The organism is Actinomadura chokoriensis, assembly GCF_041463665.1.
GTDB lineage: Bacteria > Actinomycetota > Actinomycetes > Streptosporangiales > Streptosporangiaceae > Spirillospora > Spirillospora chokoriensis_A.
This window is the reverse complement of sequence record NZ_JAXCEJ010000007.1, coordinates 96,637-117,625: the sequence shown is the minus strand read 5'-3', so window position 1 is coordinate 117,625 and position 20,989 is coordinate 96,637. Positions and strand designations below refer to the sequence as shown.

Annotated in this window: 17 protein-coding genes; 4 read left to right on the top strand and 13 right to left on the bottom strand. The window is 73.5% G+C overall.

Translation table 11 applies throughout. The features are described 5' to 3' along the window. Positions 1-25: 25 nt before the first annotated feature. The 5 genes from SM418_RS14180 to SM418_RS14160 all read right to left on the bottom strand — a co-directional run bounded on the left by SM418_RS14180 (position 26) and on the right by SM418_RS14160 (position 7,034). Positions 26-3,064 carry a bifunctional [glutamine synthetase] adenylyltransferase/[glutamine synthetase]-adenylyl-L-tyrosine phosphorylase gene (locus tag SM418_RS14180; protein ID WP_371941063.1) on the bottom strand — a complete coding sequence of 1,013 codons (3,039 nt, stop codon included), beginning with the start codon at positions 3,062-3,064 and terminating at the stop codon, positions 26-28. A 27-nt stretch (positions 3,065-3,091) separates the two neighbouring features. Then, positions 3,092-4,453, bottom strand: coding sequence for a gamma-glutamylpolyamine synthetase GlnA2 (gene glnA2, locus SM418_RS14175; RefSeq protein ID WP_371941064.1), 1,362 nt, complete (start codon positions 4,451-4,453; stop codon positions 3,092-3,094). 147 nt (positions 4,454-4,600) lie between these two features. Beyond that, positions 4,601-5,389: an amino acid ABC transporter ATP-binding protein gene (locus tag SM418_RS14170; protein WP_371941066.1), complete on the bottom strand. Its 789-nt coding sequence runs from the start codon at positions 5,387-5,389 to the stop codon at positions 4,601-4,603. Next, a complete protein-coding gene (locus SM418_RS14165; RefSeq protein ID WP_371941067.1) occupies positions 5,386-6,252 on the bottom strand; it encodes an amino acid ABC transporter permease in 867 nt (288 codons plus the stop codon). The genes SM418_RS14170 and SM418_RS14165 overlap by 4 nt, the downstream gene beginning before the upstream one ends. After that, a complete protein-coding gene (locus tag SM418_RS14160; protein ID WP_371941069.1) occupies positions 6,210-7,034 on the bottom strand; it encodes a substrate-binding periplasmic protein in 825 nt (274 codons plus the stop codon). The genes SM418_RS14165 and SM418_RS14160 overlap by 43 nt, the downstream gene beginning before the upstream one ends. 195 nt (positions 7,035-7,229) lie before the next feature. Here SM418_RS14160 and SM418_RS14155 point away from each other — a divergent pair, with 195 nt between their 5' ends. Further along, positions 7,230-8,225, top strand: coding sequence for a terpene synthase family protein (locus SM418_RS14155; protein ID WP_371941070.1), 996 nt, complete (start codon positions 7,230-7,232; stop codon positions 8,223-8,225). Here the strand turns inward: SM418_RS14155 and SM418_RS14150 are convergent. Further along, positions 8,165-9,190 (bottom strand): ArsR/SmtB family transcription factor, encoded by a 1,026-nt coding sequence (locus SM418_RS14150; RefSeq protein WP_371941071.1) that lies wholly within the window; start codon positions 9,188-9,190, stop codon positions 8,165-8,167. The two genes, SM418_RS14155 and SM418_RS14150, sit on opposite strands and share 61 nt — an antisense overlap. Positions 9,191-9,245: 55 nt before the next feature. On the opposite strand from SM418_RS14150, the gene SM418_RS14145 reads away from it, so the two are divergent. Continuing rightward, on the top strand, positions 9,246-10,505 hold the full coding sequence (locus tag SM418_RS14145) for an MDR family MFS transporter (protein ID WP_371941073.1): 1,260 nt from the start codon (positions 9,246-9,248) through the stop codon (positions 10,503-10,505). Between the two features lie 31 nt (positions 10,506-10,536). Then, positions 10,537-12,321 (top strand): NAD+ synthase, encoded by a 1,785-nt coding sequence (locus tag SM418_RS14140; protein ID WP_371941075.1) that lies wholly within the window; start codon positions 10,537-10,539, stop codon positions 12,319-12,321. 55 nt (positions 12,322-12,376) lie between these two features. On the opposite strand, the gene SM418_RS14135 is transcribed toward SM418_RS14140, so the two are convergent. From SM418_RS14135 to SM418_RS14125, 3 genes are all read right to left on the bottom strand, one after another. Then, positions 12,377-14,485, bottom strand: coding sequence for a SpoIIE family protein phosphatase (locus SM418_RS14135; RefSeq protein WP_371941077.1), 2,109 nt, complete (start codon positions 14,483-14,485; stop codon positions 12,377-12,379). A gap of 96 nt (positions 14,486-14,581) precedes the next feature. Next, positions 14,582-15,211, bottom strand: coding sequence for a TetR/AcrR family transcriptional regulator (locus tag SM418_RS14130; RefSeq protein WP_371941078.1), 630 nt, complete (start codon positions 15,209-15,211; stop codon positions 14,582-14,584). Next, positions 15,208-16,782 carry an MFS transporter gene (locus tag SM418_RS14125; protein WP_371941080.1) on the bottom strand — a complete coding sequence of 525 codons (1,575 nt, stop codon included), beginning with the start codon at positions 16,780-16,782 and terminating at the stop codon, positions 15,208-15,210. Before SM418_RS14125 ends, SM418_RS14130 begins: the two co-directional genes overlap by 4 nt. Positions 16,783-16,929: 147 nt before the next feature. On the opposite strand from SM418_RS14125, the gene panB reads away from it, so the two are divergent. Further along, positions 16,930-17,781, top strand: coding sequence for a 3-methyl-2-oxobutanoate hydroxymethyltransferase (panB, locus tag SM418_RS14120; protein ID WP_371941081.1), 852 nt, complete (start codon positions 16,930-16,932; stop codon positions 17,779-17,781). Between the two features lie 126 nt (positions 17,782-17,907). Here the strand turns inward: panB and SM418_RS14115 are convergent, their stop codons facing one another. The 4 genes from SM418_RS14115 to npdG all read right to left on the bottom strand — a co-directional run bounded on the left by SM418_RS14115 (position 17,908) and on the right by npdG (position 20,922). Then, complete coding sequence (locus SM418_RS14115) at positions 17,908-18,627, bottom strand: hypothetical protein (RefSeq protein ID WP_371941082.1); 720 nt, start codon at positions 18,625-18,627, stop codon at positions 17,908-17,910. A gap of 4 nt (positions 18,628-18,631) precedes the next feature. After that, the gene (locus SM418_RS14110) at positions 18,632-18,964 is read right to left on the bottom strand and encodes a hypothetical protein (RefSeq protein WP_371941083.1); all 333 of its coding nucleotides are present in this window, start codon (positions 18,962-18,964) and stop codon (positions 18,632-18,634) included. 32 nt (positions 18,965-18,996) lie between these two features. Next, on the bottom strand, positions 18,997-20,088 hold the full coding sequence (locus SM418_RS14105) for a potassium channel family protein (RefSeq protein WP_371941085.1): 1,092 nt from the start codon (positions 20,086-20,088) through the stop codon (positions 18,997-18,999). Positions 20,089-20,229: 141 nt separating this feature from the next. Next, positions 20,230-20,922, bottom strand: a complete 693-nt coding sequence (gene npdG, locus SM418_RS14100) for an NADPH-dependent F420 reductase (RefSeq protein WP_371941087.1) — start codon at positions 20,920-20,922, stop codon at positions 20,230-20,232. Positions 20,923-20,989: the final 67 nt, after the last annotated feature.

Here is a 20,989-nt window from a genome sequence, read left to right as displayed (position 1 = left end):
CCGGGGACGCGGCGGCGGCTGGGGCTCAGTCGGCGCCGTAGAACACGCGGTCGACGACGGCTCGCGCGCGGCGGGCGTGGCGGCGGTAGTCCTCCAGCAGGTCCCCGGTCCCCGGATAGCCGAGGACGCGGGTGACGGCGCTGCGCTCCCGGTGGTGGTCGGTCGGCAGCAGGTCGGAGGCGCGGCCGCGCACCAGCATGAGCGAATTGCGGATGCGGGTCGCCAGGCACCATGCCTCCGCGAGGACCTCGGCGTCGCGGGCGTCCAGGATCCGGGCACCGACGGCGGCGTCCAGCGCGTCCAGCGTCCGGGTGGTGCGCAGCCCCGGGACGTCGTGGGCATGCTTGAGCTGGAGGAGCTGCGCGACCCACTCGACGTCGGCGAGACCGCCCGGACCGAGCTTGGTGTGCAGCCGCCGCTCGACGCCGCGCGGCAGCCGCTCGGACTCCATCCGCGCCTTCAGCCGCCGGATCTGCCGGACGGCGTCCTCGTCGATGCCGCCCTCCGGCCAGCGGACCGGGTCGATCAGCGCGCGGAACCGCTCGCGCAGCCCCTCGTCGCCGATCAGCGGGTCGGCGCGCAGCAGCGCCTGCGCCTCCCACGGCTCCGACCAGCGGGCGTAGTAGGCGGCGTAGGACGCGAGGGTGCGCACCAGCGGCCCCTGCCGGCCCTCCGGGCGCAGGTTCGGGTCGATCTCCAGCGGCGGGTCGGGAGCGGGCAGCGCGAGGAGGCGGCGCAGCTCCTCGGCGACGGCGTGCGCGGCGCGTCCGGCGGCGGTCTCGTCCGCGCCGGGCAGCGGGTCGTGCACGAACATCACGTCGGCGTCGCTGCCGTAGCCGAGCTCGTGCCCGCCGAACCGGCCCATCGCGATCACGGCCAGCCGGGTCGGCAGCGGCCCCCGCGACTCCAGCTCGATCTTGTTGACGGCCGCCTGGAGCGCGGCCTCGATCGTGACGGTGGCGATGCCGGTGAGGGCGTCCCCGACCGCCCGGACGCCGGCCAGGCCGAGCAGGTCGGCGACCGAGACGCGGAGCAGCTCCCGGCGGCGGAGCCCGCGCACCACCCCGACGGCCTCCTCGGCCGGCCGGCTCCCCTCGTTGTGCCGCCCGACGGCCGCCAGGGCCTCGGCGCGGAGCGCCTCGTCCGGACGCGGCGCGAGGTCGCCCTCGCCGCCGAGCAGCGCCACCGCCTCGGGGGCGCGCAGCAGCAGGTCCGTCGCGTAGCGGCTGGAGCCGAGCACCCATGCCATCCGCTCGGCGACGGTCACCTCGTCCCGCAGCAGCCGCAGATACCAGGGCGTGGTGCCGAGCGCGTCGCTGACCTGCCGGAACCCGAGCAGACCCGCGTCCGGGTCGGGCGCGTCGGCGAACCAGCCGAGCATCACCGGCAGCAGCGTCCGCTGGATCGCGGCGCGCCGCGAGACGCCGGACGTCAGCGCCTCGATGTGCCGGAGCGCGCCCGCCGGGTCGGCGTAGCCGAGCGCCTCCAGCCGGGTCCGGGCGGCCTCGGGCGTGAGCCGGGCCTCCTCCCCGGGCAGCCGCGCCACCGCCCGCAGCAGCGGCCGGTAGAACAGCTTCTCGTGGATGCGGCGGACCTCCCGGGCGTGCCGCCGCCACAGCGCGCTGAACTCCCCGACCGGGTCGGTGCGCAGGCCGAGGGCGCGGCCGAGGCGGCGCAGGCCGTCCTCGTCGTCCGGGACGAGATGGGTGCGGCGCAGCCGGTGCAGCTGGACGAGGTGCTCCACCCGCCGCAGGAAGCGGTACGCCGACGTCAGCGCCGCCGCGTCGTCGCGCCCGACGTAGCCGCCGCGGGACAGCTCGGCGAGCGCGTCGAGGGTGGCCCGGCCGCGCAGCGTCTCGTCGGCGCGGCCGTGCACGAGCTGGAGCAGCTGGACCGAGAACTCGACGTCGCGCAGCCCGCCCGGCCCGAGCTTCAGCTGCCGCTCGGAGTCGGCGGTGCGCTGGTTCAGGTCGGCCTCGACGCGGCGCCGCATGGCCTGGACGTCCTCGACGAAGTTCTCGCCCTCCGCGGCCTTCCAGACGATGGGGGTGATCATGTCGAGGTAGCGTTCGCCGAGGCCCGCGTCCCCGGCGACGGGACGCGCCTTCAGCAGCGCCTGGTACTCCCACGTCTTGGCCCACCGCTCGTAGTAGGCGCGGTGGCTGGCGAGGGTCCGCACGAGCGGCCCGGCCTTGCCCTCGGGCCGCAGCGCCGCGTCCACCTCCCAGAGCGCGCCCTCCTCGGTGCTGGCCGAGCACGCCCGCATCATCGCCGACGCCAGCCGGGTCGCGGTGCGGAGCGCGGCGTCCTCGCCCGCCCCCTCGCCGGTCTCGCCACTGCCCCGCGCCTCGGCCACGAAGATCACGTCGACGTCGCTGACGTAGTTCAGCTCGCGCGCCCCGCACTTGCCCATGCCGATCACGGCGAGCCGGCAGGTCCCGTGCTCGGGGACGGCGGCGCGGGCGATCGCGAGGCCCGCCGCGAGGGCGGCGGCGGCGAGGTCGGCCAGTTCGGCGGCCACCTCGGCGACGTCCGCCGCGCCGATCAGGTCGCGTCCGGCCAGCGCGAGCAGCCGCCTGCGGTAGGCGACGCGGAGCGCGACGACGGCGTCGTCGGCGCCGGCGACGGGCTCCCGCGCGGACGGGTCGGCGCCCACCGCGGCCAGCAGCTCGTCGCGCGGGGCGCCGGCGCCGGCCGCCGCCCCTTCGCGCAGGACCCGCCAGTGGTCGGGGTGCCGGGCCAGGTGGTCGCCCAGCGCGGCGCTCACGCCGAGGACTGCGGTCAGCCGCTCCCGCGTGCCCGGCTCGGCCGCGAGGGCCGCCCGCAGCTCGCCGCCCACCCCGCGCTCGTCGGCGGAGGCGAGGAGGCGCAGCAGCCCGTCCAGCGCGAGGTCGGGGTCGGCGGTGCCGCCGAGGGCGTCGAGCAGCTCGTCGGCGGGACGCGAACCGACGGCCCGCTCGGCGTCGCGCAGCAGCCACTCGGCCCGCGCGGCGTCGGTGAAGCCGAGCCGCGCGAGGCGTCCGGCAAGGGATGAACGGCGTTCGGGCGTCCGGGACTCGGTCACAGGGTCAACCGTATTCCGGCGAACGGCTCAGAGCACCGCCAACAGCCGCTTGCGCTCGAATTCGGTCACCTGGCGGCGGTAGTCCTCCCACTCCTGCCGCTTGTTGCGCAGGAAGAAGTCGAACACGTGCTCGCCGAGGACGTCCGCCATCAGCTCGCTGCGCTCCATCGCGTGGATCGCCTCGTCCAGGTTCTGCGGCAGCGGCTCGATGCCGAGGGCGCGCCGCTCGGCGACGGTCAGCGCCCAGACGTCGTCCTCGGCGCCCGGCGGCAGCTCGTAGCCCTCCTCGATGCCCTTCAGCCCGGCGCCGAGGATCGCCGCGAACGCCAGGTAGGGGTTCGCGGCGGTGTCCAGCGACCGGAACTCGATGCGGGTCGAGTGGCCCTTGTGCGGCTTGTACATCGGGACGCGGACGAGCGCGGACCGGTTGTTGTGCCCCCAGCAGATGTAGGACGGGGCCTCTCCCCCGGCTCCGGCGGCCGAGCCGACGTTGCCCCACAGCCGCTTGTAGGAGTTGACCCACTGGTTGCACACGGCGGTGATCTCCGCGGAGTGCCGCAGCAGCCCGGCGATGAACGCGCGCCCGACCTTGGACAGCTTGAACTCCGCGCCCGGCTCGTAGAAGGCGTTGCGGTCGCCCTCGAACAGCGACATGTGGGTGTGCATGCCCGAGCCGGGATGCTCGGTGAAAGGCTTCGGCATGAAGGACGCGTTGACGCCCTGCTCCAGCGCGACCTCCTTCATCACCAGCCGGAACGTCATGATGTTGTCGGCGGTGGTGAGCGCGTCGGCGTACCGGAGGTCGATCTCCTGCTGGCCGGGGGCGCCCTCGTGGTGGCTGTACTCCACCGAGATGCCCATCGCCTCCAGCATCATGATCGCGTTGCGCCGGAAGTCGTGCGCGGCGCTGTGCGGGGTGTGGTCGAAGTAGCCGCCGGAGTCCGCGGGCTCGGGCTCGCGGCCGTCCTCCGGCTTGTCGTTGAGCAGGAAGAACTCGATCTCGGGATGGGTGTAGAAGGTGAACCCGAGGTCGGCGGCGCGCGACAGGGCGCGCTTCAGGACGTAGCGGGGGTCGGCGAAGCTCGGCGTCTCGTCCGGCATGAGGATGTCGCAGAACATCCGGCCCACGCCGGGCGACTCCGACCGCCAGGGCAGCACCTGGAACGTGGACGGATCCGGCTTGGCGATCATGTCGGCCTCGTAGACCCGGGCGAAGCCCTCGATGGCCGATCCGTCGAACCCGATGCCCTCGCCGAACGCGCCCTCCAGTTCGGCGGGGGCGACGGCCACCGACTTCAGGAACCCGAGCACGTCGGTGAACCACAGCCGGATGAAGCGGATGTCGCGCTCCTCCAGCGTGCGGAGCACGAACTCCTGCTGACGGTCCAAAGCCTTCTCCCTAGGTACTGCCCTGCCGACGTGACGGGCGGGAATGCATGCCGGCCGCGAGAGATGGTCCGGCTACCTTGCAGTATGCCTTGTCGCTGTTACCAGGACGTTACGCCAGACCATTCCCGCTGACCGGAAGATATCCGACTACTCGCCCTCCCCGATCCGCGCGGCCGCCGGATCGAGCACGCGGGACAGGAACTCCCTGGTCCGTTCGTGCGACGGGGCCGCGATCACCTGCTCCGGCGGGCCCTCCTCGACGACCACGCCGCCGTCCATGAACACCACCCGGTCGGCCACCTCCCGCGCGAAGCTCATCTCGTGCGTGACGACGAGCATGGTCATCCCGGCCTCGGCGAGTCCGCGCATCACGCCGAGGACGTCGCCGACCAGCTCCGGGTCCAGCGCGGACGTCGGCTCGTCGAACAGCATCACCGCCGGGCCCATCGCCAGCGCGCGGGCGATCGCCACGCGCTGCTGCTGGCCGCCGGACAGCTGCGCCGGGTAGGAGCCGATCTTGCCGGCCAGCCCGACCCGCTCCAGGTTCTCCCGCGCGATCCGCTCGGCCTCCGCCCGGTCGCGCCGCAGCACCTTGCGCTGCGCGATCATGACGTTGCCGAGGGCCGTCAGGTGCGGGAACAGGTTGAAGGACTGGAACACCATGCCGATCCGGCGGCGGACGGCGTCGATGTCCACCTCGGGGTCGGTGATGTCGGCGCCGACGACCCGGATCGTCCCGGCGGAGGGCTCCTCCAGCAGGTTGACGCACCGCAGCAGGGTCGACTTGCCCGATCCGGACGGGCCGATCACGCACACGACCTCGCCCGGCTCGACGTGGAAGTCGATGCCGCGCAGCACCTCGTTCGTCCCGAACGACTTGCGCAGGCCCCTGATCTCGATGGCCCCGCCCGCCGCCTTCTCACCGAGGCCCGTCATCGCTGCCCCCTGCGCTGCCGCGCCTCCAGCCGCCGCGCCAGCAGGCTCAGCGGGATCGTGATGATCAGGTAGCAGATGCCCGCCACGATGATCGGGGTCGTGTTGCCGACCTGGCCCGCCAGGTCGCGGCCGAACTTTGTCAGCTCCCGCTGCTCCAGGGTGATGCCGAGGAACAGCACCAGCGAGGAGTCCTTGCAGAGCAGGACCAGCTGGTTGGTGAGCGGCGGGATGACGATGCGGAACGCCTGCGGGATGATGATCGACCGCATCGCGCGGGCGTGCGACATGCCGAGCGAGCGCGCCGCCTCGGTCTGCCCCTTCGGGACGGCCTCGATCCCGGCCCGGATCGTCTCGGCCATGTAGGCGCCCGCGGACAGGCCGAGGGCCAGGGCGGTCTGGCCGACGGCGCCGCCGGGGACGGTGGCGGCGAAGGCGAGCGGGACCCCGACGCTGATGAAGATGAAGATCAGCAGCAGCGGGAGCCCGCGGAAGACCTCGATGAAGGCGGCGGCGAACCACCGGTACGGCGCGACCGACGACAGCCGCATCAGCGCGATGACGAGCCCGATGACGAGCCCGAGCCCGAACCCGGTGGCGGTGTAGACGGCCGTGTTGCGCAGCCCCACCGTGATGACGTCGGGGAACAGCTCCTTCGCGACGTCCCAGTTGGCGAAGTTGAGCCGCAGGGTGGGCCAGTCGGCCAGCAGGACGACGGCCAGCACGACGGCGGCGAAGAGCCCGTACTGCCCGCCCAGCGAGAGCTGGCGGCGGCGCCGGCGGGACAGCCCGCCCGGCGCCGCCGCCCCGACCGGCTCGGCGGTCACGAGCCGCCGCCGGCGGCCGCGGGCATCGGACCGATCCACTTCTCGTAGATCTTCTTGTAGGTGCCGTCCGCCTTGGCCTGCGCGATCACCTGGTTGGTGATCTTGACCAGCTCGGGGTTGTGGTCCTTGCGCATCCACATGCCGTACTGCTCGCCGGTGTTCAGGTTCGCGACGATCTCGAAGGCGGAGTTCGCCGGGTCCTTCAGCCAGCCCTTGACGACCGGGTCGTCCTGCACGATCACGTCGACCTGCCCGGTGCGCAGCCCGTCCAGCTCGGCGCTGGAGTTGTCGAACGAGCGCGGGTCGAAGTCCTTGCCCTTGACGAAGTCCTCACCGGTCGTCCCGGCCTGCGAGCCGAGCTTCAGCTTCTTGGACTTCACGTCCTCCAGCGAGGCGATCCCGCTGCCCTTCTTCGCCATCAGCGACTGCGTGGCGTCGAAGTAGGGGGTGGAGACGTCCATGAACTTCACCCGGTCGGGCTTGATCGTCATTCCGCCCATCTGGATGTCGCACTTGCCGGCGTTCAGCGCGGCCCCCGTCTTCATCGTCTCGAAGGGGGTGTCGACGACCTTCTGCGTGACGCCGAGCTTCTTGGCGACGAGGTCGATGATGTCGACGTCGAAGCCGACGACCTTGCCGGTCTTCTTGTCCTCCGACTGGAACGGCGGGTACGGCAGGTGGGTGCACGAGGTCAGCGCGCCCTTCTCGATGAGCTTCACGCCCTGCACGGTGGCGCCCTCGTCGCCGCCGCACGCCGATACCGTCAGCGCCAGGGCCGCCAGGCCGGCGCCCAGTGCCCATCGCACGGTCCCTCTCGACACTGTTTCCTCCCATATGAGCGTGTTGCTGATCAACGAACTATCGCACGTCACGTGCCCGCCCGCTGGGGTGAACGGTGTGACGCCCATGACCGGTCCCGGAGATCCGTTTCCCGGAAATTGACGTGGCGATCATGGTCGCTCGACGAAGTGATCATTAGCGTGGGCAGGGCCGTGGACATCTCTCTTCTTCTCTCGATGAGCGACCGGGTGCCCGCGCTGGCGACCCCGTCGGCCATGCACCCGGAGTCGTGGCGGCTGTGCGCGCAGGTGGAGACCTGGGCCCGCGGCCGGGGCCTGGTGCTCGGAGATCCCGACACCTCGCCGCTCGGCCGGGCCCGCTGCGAGCGGCTCGCCGCCCGCGTGCTGCCGTCCGCCGAACTCGCCCGGGTGGACCTGTTCGCCCGCTGGCTGACCTGGACGCTGGCGCTCGACGACGCCATGGACCACCCGCCGCTCGCCGACAGCGGCAGCGCCGTGCACGCGGTGTACGACGACCTGCTGCGCGCGATGCGGCGCGGCCACGCCCGGCCGGGCGCGCGCCCGCTGGAGGCGGCGCTCGTGGAGCTGTGGCACGCCACGTCCACGGACATGAGCCGCGACTGGCGGCGCAGGTTCATGCTGCAGATGGAGGCGCACCGGGACGGCTGCGCGGAGGAGTCGGTCAACCGGCGGATCCGGCACGTCCCGACGGAGGCGGAGTACGCGTCGCTGCGCCGCCGCGCCTGCGGGCCGTTCATGTACGACCTGGTCGAGCCGGTCCTCGGCGTCGAACTGCCCGCCCGGCTGCTGCGCACGCCCCGCTGGAAGACGCTCGCCACCGGCGTCGCCGACGTCGTCGCCTGGTCCAACGACCTCGCCTCGCACGATCTCGAATCGGCGCGCGGCGACGTCCACGACCTGCCCGCCGTCCTGTCCCGGGCGCGGGGGCTGGACGCCGCGCAGGCCGCCGCCGCGGTCGTCGACCGGATCGTCGACCGGCTGGACGAGGCGTGGACGGCGGCGCGCAAGCTGCCGGAGATGCTCGACCGGCTGGATCTGACCGTCGCGCAGCGCGCCGCCGCCGCGCAGGTCGTCAAGGTGCTGCTGGACACGCCGCGCGCCCACCTGGACTGGCTCGCCGAGTCCGGCCGCTACGAGGCAGGCTCGGCTCCCGGCACGCTGCGCCTGGACGCGCTCGCCTCGCTGCGCTGACCGCCGGCGAGGGCGTCGCCGGACGGGGTGCGGACGTACAGGACGCGGCGGCCCATGCGGTGCCCGGTGACGAGGCCGCAGGCGCGCAGCACACCGAGATGCTGGCTGACCGCGCCGGGCGTCACGCCGAGCCGCCGGGCCAGGTCGGTCGTCGAGGCGGGCCGCGACAGCGCGGCGAGCAGCCCGGCGCGGCGGCGGCCGATGAGCGCCGCGAGCGCGTCCGCCCGCGGCTCGTCCGGCCGGCCGGTCTCCCACAGCGTCGCGACGCCGCGCGGCGGATAGCTGAGCATCGGCTGGTAGGGCGGCACCATCACCGACACGTCCGGCCACACGAACGCGCTCGGGACGAGCAGCATGCCGCGCCCGGCGAGTTCGCCGCGGAAGCTCCAGCGGCGGTCGACGGTCAGCGTCCCGGCGCGCCAGGCCACCGCCTCGTGCAGGTCGCCGAACACTCCGGCGGCGCCTTCGGCGGCGAGCGCGCCCGCGCGGCGCAGGACGTCCCCTTCGAGGAGGTCGCGGACGCGCGGCCAGACCGGCTCCACGGCGACCTCCCAGTACCGTTCGAGCAGATCCGCGAGGCGCTCCAGGGTGCGCTCCGGTTCGGCGGCCATCGCCAGCCGCACCGGCCCCGGCCGGCTCCCGCGCTCGGTCCAGCGCAGCTCGGCGGCGACGACCTCGGGCGGCGTCGCCCGGACGATCTCCAGTTCGGCGGCGAGGTCGGGCAGCGAGGTTCCCGGCGGCGGGGTGAGGAAGTCCGGGATGTAACCGGCGGGCGGGACGACCTCGCGCAGCGGCCCCATGCCGAGCCCGCGCAGCCGCGGCCGGACGGTGCGCGCCCACGGCAGGTGCAGCGCGTGGCCGGACGGGTCGGTGAGGACCCGCAGGCTCCGCACCATCTCCCACAGCGGCGAGAACGCGAACCGGACGCGGACCGCGTCGTCCGGCCCGAACACGAACTCGATCATTTAGTCGAGGCTAAATGATTACCGCGCACCCGGCGGACCGCTCACCATCGTGCGGGTGACCACTCTGGAAGACACTCCCCCCGGCCCCGCGGCGGGCAGGATCGCGGCGTTCATGCGGCCACGGGTCGGCGGCTTCCCCCGGCCGTTCTGGGTGCTGTGGGCGGGCACGCTGCTCAACCGGCTCGGGACCATGGTCGAGCCGTTCCTCGGCCTCTACCTGACGACCGTGCGGGGGCTGTCGCTGGCGCAGGCCGGCGCCGTGATGGCGGTGCTCGGCGCGGGCTCGCTCGGCGGGCAGATCGCCGGCGGCGCGCTCGCCGACCGGCTCGGCCGGCGCGCGACGCTGACGCTCGCGACCGTCGGCACCGGCGCCGCGATGCTCGCGCTCGGCTACGCCCAGGGGATCGCCGCGATCGTCGCGGCGGCGTTGCTGCTCGGCGTCCTGCTGGACATGTACCGGCCCGCCGCGCAGGCGATGGTCGCCGACATCATCTCCCCGGCCGACCGCCCGCGCGCGTTCGGGCTGCTGTTCTGGGCGATCAACCTCGGCTGGGCGGTCGCCATGGTGCTCGGCGGGACGCTCGCGCAGCGGGGCTTCCTGTGGCTGTTCTGGATCGACGCGATCACCTGCGCCGGGTTCGGGGCGCTGGTGTGGCGGGCCGTCCCGGAGACGCGGGCGCGCGGCGTCCGCTCCGGCGGCGCGGGCGGGTTCGGCCGCATGCTGCGCGACCGGCCCATGGTCGGCTATGTGCTGGTCACGCTCGTGTACACGTTCGTCCTCATGCAGGGCCTGACGACGATGCCGCTGGCCATGAAGGAGGACGGGCTCGGCCCGCAGGCCTACGGCCTCGCCATCGCCGCGAACGGCGTGCTGATCATCATCGTCCAGCCGCTGGTGAACGCGTGGCTGGCGGAGCGCGACCACAGCCTCGTGCTGGTCGCCGGGTTCGTCCTGGTCGGGCTCGGCTACGGGCTCACCTCGCTGGCCTCGACGATCGCCGCCTACACCGCGACGATCCTGGTGTGGACGCTCGGGGAGATCACGGCCGCGTCCGTCCTGCAGGCGGTCGTCGCCGACCTCGCGCCCGCCGACCTGCGCGGCCGGTACGGGGGCCTGTACGGGGTGGCGTGGTCGGGCGGCTTCCTGCTGGCGCCGCTCGGCGGCACCCAGCTGCTCGGCGCCGGCGGGGCGCCCGCACTATGGCTGACCTGCGCGGGCCTGTCCCTCGTCGCGGCCGCGGGGCAGCTCGCGCTGGCCCCCGCGATCAGGCGCCGGCGCGCCGCCGCGCTCGACACGCCCTTCTCGTCAAAGTGACGAAACCATCTCCGCGGCCTACTCTTGGAGCGTGGCACAGCTCAGGATCGCGCTCGCGCAGGTGAACCCGACCGTCGGCGACCTCGACGGCAACGCCGACCTGATCGTGGAATGGACCCGGCGCGCCGCGGACGCGGGCGCGCACCTGGTCGCCTTCCCCGAGATGATGCTCGCCGGCTACCCGGTGGAGGACCTCGCGCTCCGCGCGTCCTTCGTCGAGGCGTGCCGGCGGGCGCTCGACCGGCTCGCCCGCCGGCTCGCCGACGAGGGCCTCGGCGACCTGCCCGTCGTCACCGGCTACCTGGACCGCCGTCCGGTCGGGCTCGTCCGGTCCGGGCAGCCCGCCGGGGCGCCGCTCGACGCCGCCGCGTGGCTGCACGGCGGCGAGGTGCTGGTCCGCTCCGCCAAGCACCACCTGCCGAACTACGGCGTCTTCGACGAGTACCGCATCTTCGTGCGCGGCGACCGGCTCCCCGTCGTCCGCGTCAACGGCGTCGACGTCGCCACCGTCATCTGCGAGGACCTCTGGCAGGACGGCGGCCCGGTCAGCGTCACCTCGGCCTCCCGCGCCGGGCTGCTGCTGTCCATCAACGCCTCCCCCTACGAGCGCAACAAGGACGACGTCCGCCTCGACCTGTGCGCCGAACGCGCCCGCGAGGCCGGCTGCGCACTCGCCTACGTCAACATGGTCGGCGGCCAGGACGAACTCGTCTTCGACGGCGACTCCCTCATCGTCGGCCCCGACGGCACCGCCCTCGCCCGCGCGCCCCAGTTCGTCGAGCACCTCCTCGTCGCCGACCTCGCGCTGCCCGCCGCCGACCCGTCCGCCGAGCCCGGCCGCGTCCCCGTCGACGCCCTGGACGGCACCACGATCACCATCGACCGGCACGTCCTGACCCCGGACCCGCCGCCCGCCTACCCGGTGCTGCCGCAGACCTTCGCCGAGCCCATGGACGACCTCGCCGAGATCTACGCGGCGCTCGTCCTCGGCACCCGCGACTACGTCCGCAAGAACGGCTTCCGCTCCGTCGTCCTCGGCCTGTCCGGCGGCATCGACTCCGCGCTCGTCGCCACCATCGCCTCCGACGCGATCGGCCCGGAGAACGTGCACGCCATCCTGCTGCCCAGCCGCTACTCCTCCGAGGGTTCCGTCGTCGACGCCGAGGACCTCGCCAAACGCCAGGGCGTCAACGCCCGCGTCGTCCCCATCGCCGGCATGGTCGAGGCGTTCGAGAGGCAGCTCGACCTGCACGGCCTCGCCGCCGAGAACCTCCAGGCCCGCATCCGCGCCAACGTGTGGATGGCCCTCTCCAACGAGCACGGCCACCTCGTGCTGACCGGCGGCAACAAGAGCGAACTCGCCACCGGCTACTCCACCCTCTACGGCGACTCCGCCGGCGGCTTCGCCCCCATCAAGGACGTCTTCAAGCTCACCGTCTGGGACCTCGCCCGCTGGCGCAACACCCAGGCCGGCGTCGACCTGCCGTTCCTGCACCCGTTCCTGCACGAGCCCATCCCCGAGGCGATCATCACCAAGGAGCCGTCCGCCGAACTGCGCCCCGACCAGCGCGACCGCGACAGCCTCCCCGAGTACACCGAACTCGACCCCGTCCTCGCCGACTACGTCGAACGCGACATGGGCCGCGAGGCCCTCGTCGCCGCCGGCCACGACGCCGGCCTCGTCGACCGGGTCATCCGCCTCGTCGACATGGCCGAGTACAAGCGCCGCCAGTACCCGCCCGGCCCCAAGATCACTCCCAAGAACTTCGGCCGCGACCGCCGCCTCCCCATCACCAACGCCTGGCGAGAGAAGTAGCTGCGTCAGGACCGCCCGCGCCGTCGGCAGGGGCGGGGGCGGGGGCGCCCCCCGCTCAGCCTCTGTGGTGGTGCTCGCCCGGCCAGGTCTCCTCCGGCCAGGCGGGGACCTGTTCGGAGGCGTCGGGGTCGATGCCGGGGACGATCTGCTCGCACCAGACGACCTTGCCGGCGGCGGTGCGGCGGGTGCCCCAGCGGTGGGCGAGCTGGCTGACGACGAGGAGGCCGCGGCCGTTCTCGTCGTCGTCCTCGGCGCGGCGCAGGCGGGGCAGCGCCGCGGACCGGTCCAGCACCTCGCAGACGAGGGTGCGTTCGAAGAGGAGGCGCAGCTCGATCGGGCCGGGCGCGTAGCGGAGCGCGTTGGTGATGAGCTCCGAGGCCAGGAGCTCGGTGGTGTAGTCGAGCTCGTCCAGCTCCCACTCCGCGAGGCGCGAGCGGACGAGGCCGCGGGCGCGGCGGACGGCGGCCGGGTCGGCGGGCAGCGTCCAGGAGGCGTAGCGGTCCTCGGGGAGGCGGCGCAGCCGGGCGATGAGGACGGCGATGTCGTCGCGGTGCTGGTCGGCGTAGACGCCGGCGAGGGTCGCCTTGGCGAGCTCCTCCATGGAGCGGTCGACGGAGTCGGGGCCGAAGATGCCCTGGAGGCGGGCGAGGCCGTCGTCGATGTCGCGGCCCCGGTTCTCGACCAGGCCGTCGGTGTAGATGACGAAGAGGCTGCCGTCCTCGACGGTGAACTCGCGGCTCTCGATGGCGGCGCCGCCCGCGACGCCGAGCGGCGGGGCGGGCGGGACCTTCAGGTACTCGTTGTCGCCGGTCGGCCCCGCGAGCAGCGGCGGCAGGTGGCCCGCGGACGCGATCTCGATCGTGCCGGTGGTCGCGTCGTACACCGCGTACACGCAGGTGGCGAAGTGCGGCTCCTGCTCGCCGAGCTCGATCATCAGCTCGTGCATGACGTGCAGGGCCTCGGCGGGCGGCAGCTCCAGGTTCGCGAGCGTGTGCAGGGCGGTGCGGAGCCGTCCCATGGTGACGGCGGCGCGGACGCCGTGCCCGGCGACGTCGCCGACGATCAGGGCGACCCGGGCGCCGGGCAGCGCGATCGACTCGTACCAGTCGCCGCCGACCTCGACGAGCTTGCTGCCGGGCAGGTAGCGGTGCCGGACCTCGACCGAGGACGGCGCGGACAGCCGCAGCGGCAGCAGGCTGCGCTGCAGCGCCAGCGCGGTCGCGCGCTCCCGGCTGAACCGCCGGGCGTTGTCGATGACGATCGCGGCGCGGGCCGCGAACTCCATGCCGATCTCGACGTCGTAGGCGTCGAACTTGCGGAACCCCGGGACGCGGGTGCAGGCGATGAAGCCGAGGAGGGTGTCGCGGGCGATCAGCGGCAGCAGCACCATCGACACGTTCGACAGCAGCTCGGCGGCCGGGCCCCGCCGCCACAGCCGGCCGATCTCGCTCGCCTCGTCCAGCGGGATGTGCGGCAGGTGGACGGGCCGGGCCGTCTCCATGACCTTCCGGTACGGGGTGCCCTCGGGGAAGACGAGCACCTCGCCGACGGGGAACGTGGACGTCCACGCCGGGTTGCCGTCGTCGGAGCTGACCGCGACGCGGCGCAGCACCGCCGAGCCGGACTCGCTGTGCACCTCGTCGGAGGCGACCAGGCTCTCCAGCACCAGCACGGACGCGGCGTTGCAGTAGTGCGGGACGACGACGTCGACGAGGCCGCGGGCGGACTGGTCGAGGTCGAGGGACGCGCCGAACCGGGTGAGCTGGTCGTCCATCAGCGCGCGGCGCATGAGGGCCGGGTCCTGGTAGCGCTCGCTGGGCGGCAGCTCCACCCGGACGAACAGCAGCGCGGCGGGCGCCGCGTCGGCCTCGCCGCCGACCATCGGCTGCACGGTGACGAGGGCGGACGCCCCCTGGTCGCCGCGCAGCACGGTCATCACGCCGTTGCGCTCCTGGTCGCCGACCTCGAGGAGGACCTCCAGTTCGGCCTTGGCCTCCTCCCCCACCAGGTCGGTGGCGGGGCGGCCGATCAGGTCATCGGGGGACCGGCCGAGGACGGCCCTGGCGTTCGGCCCGCACTGGACGATCCGCCTGGCCCCGTCGATGCCCAGGACCAGGGTCCGGGACGCCGAATCGGTGGCGGGCGCATCGCCTCGCGGCGCCATGACGGATCTCACCTGACGCGCTCCAGACAGCCGGTCGTGTAGCACTACCCAGCGACAGTATGGGGCATGACGCCGCCGCGGGGGAGAAGATCACACCTACCGGGCCGAAATCGGTTCGCTTCCGCCGTCCCCGCGTCGTTTCGCGTCCGTTCCGATGCCCCGCAGCAGGGTGTCGACGACGGCTTCGGCGTGGCCTTCCGGGAAGGTCTCCTCGGGCCGTTTCGAGGTCAGCGAGCCGAGCAGCATCGACATCGCCACCTCCACGTCGAGGTCGGCGCGCAGCTCCCCGGTCCCGACACCGCGGCGGAGCACCCGGCGGACGATCTCGCGGCGCGGCTCGATGATGTCGCGCCTGTAGCGGGCGTACAGCTCGGGATGCTTCTCCGCGCCGCCGACGACGTTCCAGAAGCATCTGGAGTACCGGCGCTTGCGCTCGTCGGTCAGCGCCCGCGCCAGCCCGGTGAGGTCCTCGCGGACGGACCCGCCGGACGGCTCGGGCAGCGGCGCCTTGGCCGCGCCGAGCGCGTCCAGGATCAGCGCGTCCTTGCTGGGCCAGCGCCGGTAGATCGTCGTCTTGCCGACGCCGGCGCGGGCGGCAACCGCCTCGATCGACAGGCCGGCCACCCCCGGCTCCTCGGCGAGGAGGTCGAGGGTCGCCTCGATGATGGCCTTGTCCGCGCGCTCGCTGCGGGGCCGCCCCCCGTGCCGCCGCTCGCTCCCGGTCATGGCGCGTTCACCCCGTCCTGCGCGGGACGGCGCGGCGCGCCGGTCTCCGCGGCGGGGGCGGCCGGGGCGCGCCCCGGCATCCACCTCAGCACGACCAGCGCGCCGACGAGGGCGATGACCGCGGCGGTCGCGGAGGCGGCGTGCATGGCGTTGACGAAGGCGGCGTCGGCATGGCCGGCGAACCCCTGCCCGGCGGCGCCCATCCGGGAGGCGACGGCGTGCGCGCCCTCGATGGACTCGCCGGCGGCCTCCCGCGCGCCCGCGGGCAGTGCGGCGAGGTCGGCCTCCAGGTCGCGGCGGTAGACGGAGGCGACGACGGAGCCGAGCACGGCCACGCCCATCGCGACGGCGACCTGCCGCGCGGTGTTGTTGATGGCCGAGCCGGCGCCCGCCTTCTCGCGGGGCAGCGCCGACATGACCGACTCGGTCGCGGGCGGCATGACGTGGGCCATCCCGGTGCCCTGCACCAGGAAGATCACTCCGAGGATCCACAGCGGGGTCTTCGTCCCGACGAACTGGTAGCTCGCCAGCGCGGTGGTGACCAGCAGCAGGCCGGACGCGCAGACCGCCTTGGCGCCGAAGCGGCGGACCATGTCTGCGCTGCGCGGCGCGAACGCCAGCTGGGCGATGGCGAACGGCAGCACCAGCGCGCCGGACTGCAGCGGGGTCAGCCCGCGCACCGACTGCATGTAGAAGCTGGCGAAGAAGAACACGCCGCTCGCGGCGAAGAAGCACAGCGCGATGGACGCGACGGCGGCCGACATCCGCGGGTCCCGGAACAGCCGGACGTCGAACGCCGGGGACGCGGTGCGGGCCTCGTGCGCGACGAACAGCGCGATGACGGCGGCGCCCGCGAGGATCGGGCCGGACACCTGCGGCGCCAGCCAGTCCCCCCTCTCGCCGCCCTGGATGATCCCGTACGACAGGACGACCAGGCCGACGACCGACAGCACGACGCCGAGCGGGTCCAGCCGGCCGGGCTCGGGGTTGCGCGACTCGGGGACCAGGAACGCCATGAGCGTCACGCCGATCGCGATGACCGGCACGTTGACGAGGAAGACCGACCCCCACCAGAAGTGCGCGAGCAGCAGCCCGCCGGTGAGCGGGCCGATCGCGACGCCGAGCCCGACCGCGCCGGCCCAGATGCCGATGGCGCGGCCGCGCTCCTGCGGCTCGAACACGTTGGTGATGATCGACAGCGTCTGCGGCATGATCGCGGCGCCGCCGAGTCCCATCAGGGCGCGGGCGTAGACGAGCTGGTCCGCGGACTGCGCGTACGCCGACAGGAGCGAGGCGACGGCGAACACCGCCATGCCGCCGATCAGTACCCGCTTGCGGCCGATCCGGTCGCCGATCACGCCGAAGGTGAACAGCAGGCCCGCGAAGACCAGCGTGTAGGAGTTGATCGACCATTCGAGCTGGCTCTGCGTGGCGCCGAGCCCCTTGTCCGGGTCGGCGATGGTCTTGAGCGTGACGTTGAGGATGGTGTTGTCGAGCACCACCACCAGCAGGCTCATGGTCAGCACGCCGAGGACGTACCACCGGCGGCGCTCGATCGTCTGGGGGTCCATGCCGATACGCAACGGTAGCGTTTCGGAATCTGTTCCCGGCCCGCGCGAATTCGGGAATCCCCGGGGGTACCCGAATCGTTTTCGAAGTGGCACGATCGGTTCCGTCTGGGTACGCCACCGTGGCGCCTCAAGACCGGAGGTTCTCGCATGTCTTCATCTGTCGCACCCCCCGCACAGCCGGCCGCGCTCTACGGCGGCACGAGCGGGCGGAGGGTGACCGTACGCGACATCGCCGCCGCCAAGGAGCGGCACGAGAAGTGGCCGATGCTCACCGCGTACGACGCGCTCACCGCGCGGATCTTCGACGAGGCCGGCATCCCCGTCCTGCTCGTCGGCGACTCCGCCGCGATGGTCGTGTACGGCTACGACTCCACCATCCCCGTCACCGTGGACGACCTGATCCCGCTGACCGCGGCCGTCGTCCGCGGCTCCAAGCGCGCCATGGTCGTCGCCGACCTGCCGTTCGGCTCGTACCAGACGGGCGTCAAGGAGGCGCTGTCGGCCGCCACCCGGTTCCTCAAGGAGACCGGCGCGCACGCCATCAAGCTGGAGGGCGGCCGCCGGATCCTCCCGCAGGTCGAGGCGATGGTCGCCGCGGGCATCCCGGTCATGGGCCACCTCGGCCTCACCCCGCAGTCGGTGAACGTCTTCGGCGGCTACCGGGTGCAGGGCCGCGGCCAGGACGGCGACGAGCTGATGGCCGACGCGAAGGCACTGGAGGCCGCCGGCGCGTTCTCCCTCGTCCTCGAATGCGTCCCCGCGGACCTCGCCGCCCGGGTCACCGCGTCGCTGTCCATCCCGACGATCGGCATCGGCGGCGGCAACCAGACCGACGCGCAGGTCCTCGTGTGGCAGGACATGGCGGGCCTCACCCCGCACACCGCGAAGTTCGTCAAGAAGTTCGCCGACATGAACGCCCTGCTCGGCGAGGCCGCGCGCAGCTACGCCGACGAGGTCGTCAGCGGCGCCTACCCCGCGCCCGAGCACGCCTACCGCTGAGCGCGCTCATCCAGTACGCGACGTTCAATTAGGCGACGCCTGGAGTAGGCGTCGCCGCTCCGGCTCCCCTGGCGGCTCACCGGGTCCGGGGACGTCGCCCGGCCGGGTGGCGGGGTCCGCGTCGGTTCACCGGTCCGGGTTCGAGCGGGCCGGTTCGACCCGGGCCTCGCCCTCGCGGGGCGGGGGGACCGGCCGCGCCTCCCGGGCGTCCGACACGATCTCGTCGCGGAGCGTGTCCACGGCGGAGCGCAGGACGTCCGGCCCCGCGACGTTCATCAGCAGCAGGCCGAGGTTGAGGGCCATCTGCCCGTCGGTCATCTCGCTGCCGGCCAGCGCGTCCACGGCGGTGCGCAGGTCGGCCTGATCCTCGGCGGACACGTTCTGCAGCAGCCCCAGGCAGTACGTCGGCAGCGCGAGCCGCGCCTTGGCGAACGAGACGCCGCGCATGATCTCGCCCGCCTCGTGCGCGCGGGTCTTGGCCTGCATCCGGTCGACGCCCCGGTCGGCGGCGGCGAGCAGCGAGGTCAGCAGCGTGCTCGGCCCGACCGCGACGTCCTCGTCCCCGACCCGGACGGTGAACACCGCGCTGCGGAACACCATCATCGAGCCGAGCGACGCGACGAGCACCTGCGTCGCCTCGGCGACGTCGGTCGCCCGCACGCCGAACCGCCAGTCGAAGGTGTGCAGGAGCAGCAGCGAACCGGCGCCCGCTCCCCCGTTGATCAGCACGTACACCCAGGTGCTCGGCACCCGGACCAGCGTGGTGGGCCGGTCCCGGTAGCGGCTGACCAGCTCGGCGATGCCGACGAGGCAGCTCAGCGAGACGGCGACGGCGTATCCGAGCACCCGCTCATCCCTCGGTCAGCCGGACGACCTCGTCGATCTCGCGCTGCACGGCGACCTGGCCGCGGGCCCGCAGCGCGTCCACGGCGTCGGCGACCTCCAGCAGCCCGAGCCGGGTCGCGTGGTGGAGCTGCTCCAGCGACAGCGGGCCGTTCGCCGACCTCAGCTGCGCCAGCACGCGCCGGCACGCGTCCTCGCCACCCGGCTCGGCGGCGGGCTCGGCGGCGGGGGGCCGTGGCTCGCCGGCGGGCGCCGCACCGGGCGGCCTGCGCGCCCCGTCGCTGCGCCCGGGAGGCGCCAGGAACGCGCTCCACGGATCTGCCGACCGGTTCTCTCGCATGTCCACCTGCCTGTAGCCACCCCGATGATATGTCACTGATCGGACGCACCGGAGGCGCCGTCCGCTCCCTCCTCCTTCGCGGAGGCGGCGTGCGGGCGCGGCGAGGAGCGCGCCACGATCACCCGGTCGCCGGGTTCGAGGGTCGCGCACCCGGGGTGGTCGAACGGCAGCGTCCGGCCGTCGCGGACGACCGCGAGCGCCGGCTCGGCCAGCGCGGACAGCGGCCCGCCGACCTCGTCCGGGCGCGCCTCGCGCGACACCAGGTCGAGCCCGCTGCCCTGGTCGAGGAGGTCCTCGATGACCTCGCTGACGCTCGGCTGGCTGGTGGACATCCCGAGCAGCCGTCCCGCCGCCTCCGACGACGTCACCACGTGGTCGGCGCCCGACTGCCGCAGCAGCGGGACGTTCTCCGACTCGCGCACCGACGCCTGGATCCCGGCGTGCGGGTTCAGCTGCCGCGCGGTGAGGGTGATCAGCACCGCGGTGTCGTCGCGGGCGCTCGCCACCACGATCTCCCGCGCCCGCTGCACCGCCGCCTGCCTCAGCACCGAGCTGCGGGTCGCGTCCCCGACGATGCTCACGAACCCGGCCTCCGCGGCCTCCGCCACCACGCGCGGATCCGGGTCCACGACGACGATCGACCCGCGGTCGACGCCCGTGCTCAGCAGGGTCTTGATGGCGCTGCGGCCCTTCGTGCCGTAGCCGGCCACCACGATGTGGTCGCGCACGCGTGCCCTCCAGCGTGACTTGCGCCAATCGTCGCGGGTTCGTTCCGCCAGGACCTCAAGGGTCGTGCCCACGAGGACGATGAGGAACAGCACCCGCACGGGCGTGATGAAGAGGATGTTGACGAGCCGGGCCGTGTTCCCCACCGGCGTGATGTCGCCGTAGCCGGTGGTGGAGACGGTCACCGTCGCGTAGTAGAAGGCGTCCAGCAGCGACAGCTCCCCGTCGCCGGTGTCGCGGTAGCCGTCGCGGTCGACGTAGACGGCGGCCACCACGGCGAACAGGAGCAGCAACGCGATCCCGACGCGCTTGGCCACCGCGCGCAGCGGCCCCGTCCTGGACGAGGGCAGCAGGACGAGCGGGCGTCGCGCCGCCTCGGGGTCGTTCAAGCTCGCCACCGCACCGAGCTTAACGATTGATCGCCTTACAGGGGGACGGCCCTCCAAACCCCCCCGAAGCCGGTCCCGCCGGCGCCCTCCGTCTGACCGGCGCTCCGTCCCGGTCGCCGGTCAGACGGTCGCCGCTCAGGCGGGCGCCGGTCAGACATCGGTGATGCGCAGCCCCGCGTGAGCCTTGTAGCGGCGGTTCATGGAGATGAGGTTCGCGGTGAACGCCTCGACCTGGTGGGCGTTGTGCAGCCGGCCGCCGTAGACGCCGCGCATGCCGGGGATGCGGCCGGCGAGGGCCTGGACGAGGTCGGTGGCCTCGCGGTCGTCGCCGAGGACGAGGACGTCCAGCTCCATCTCGTCCACGCCGGGGTCGAGCAGCAGCTTGGCGGAGACGTGGTGGAACGCGGCGACGACGCGGCTGTCGGGCAGGACGGCGGCGGCCTGCTCGGCGGCGCTGCCCTCCTCGACCGGCAGCGCGAACGCGCCCTTGCCCTTCTCGAAGCCGAGGGGGTTCACGCAGTCCACGACGATCTTGCCGGCCAGCTCGGCGCGCAGCGACTCCAGCGTGGCCTTGTGGCCCTCCCACGGGACCGCGACGATCACCACGTCCGACTGCCCGGCGGCGACGGGGTTCTCGGCGCCGGAGACCGGCAGGCCGGGGCCGAGGTCGTCGGCGGCGGCCTGCGCGCGCTCGGCCTTGCGCGACCCGATCGTCACCCGGTGCCCGGCGAGCGCGAACCGGCGCGCGAGCCCCTTGCCCTGGTCGCCGGTGCCGCCGAGGATGCCGATCGACAGGCCGCCGGCGTCGGGGAGGTCGTAGGGAGTCTTCTGCTGCTCAGTCATGCGGCCGAGTCTGCCAAACCGCCCGCCGGGCGCTTCGCCCCGGGCTCCACATCACGGAAAACCGCCT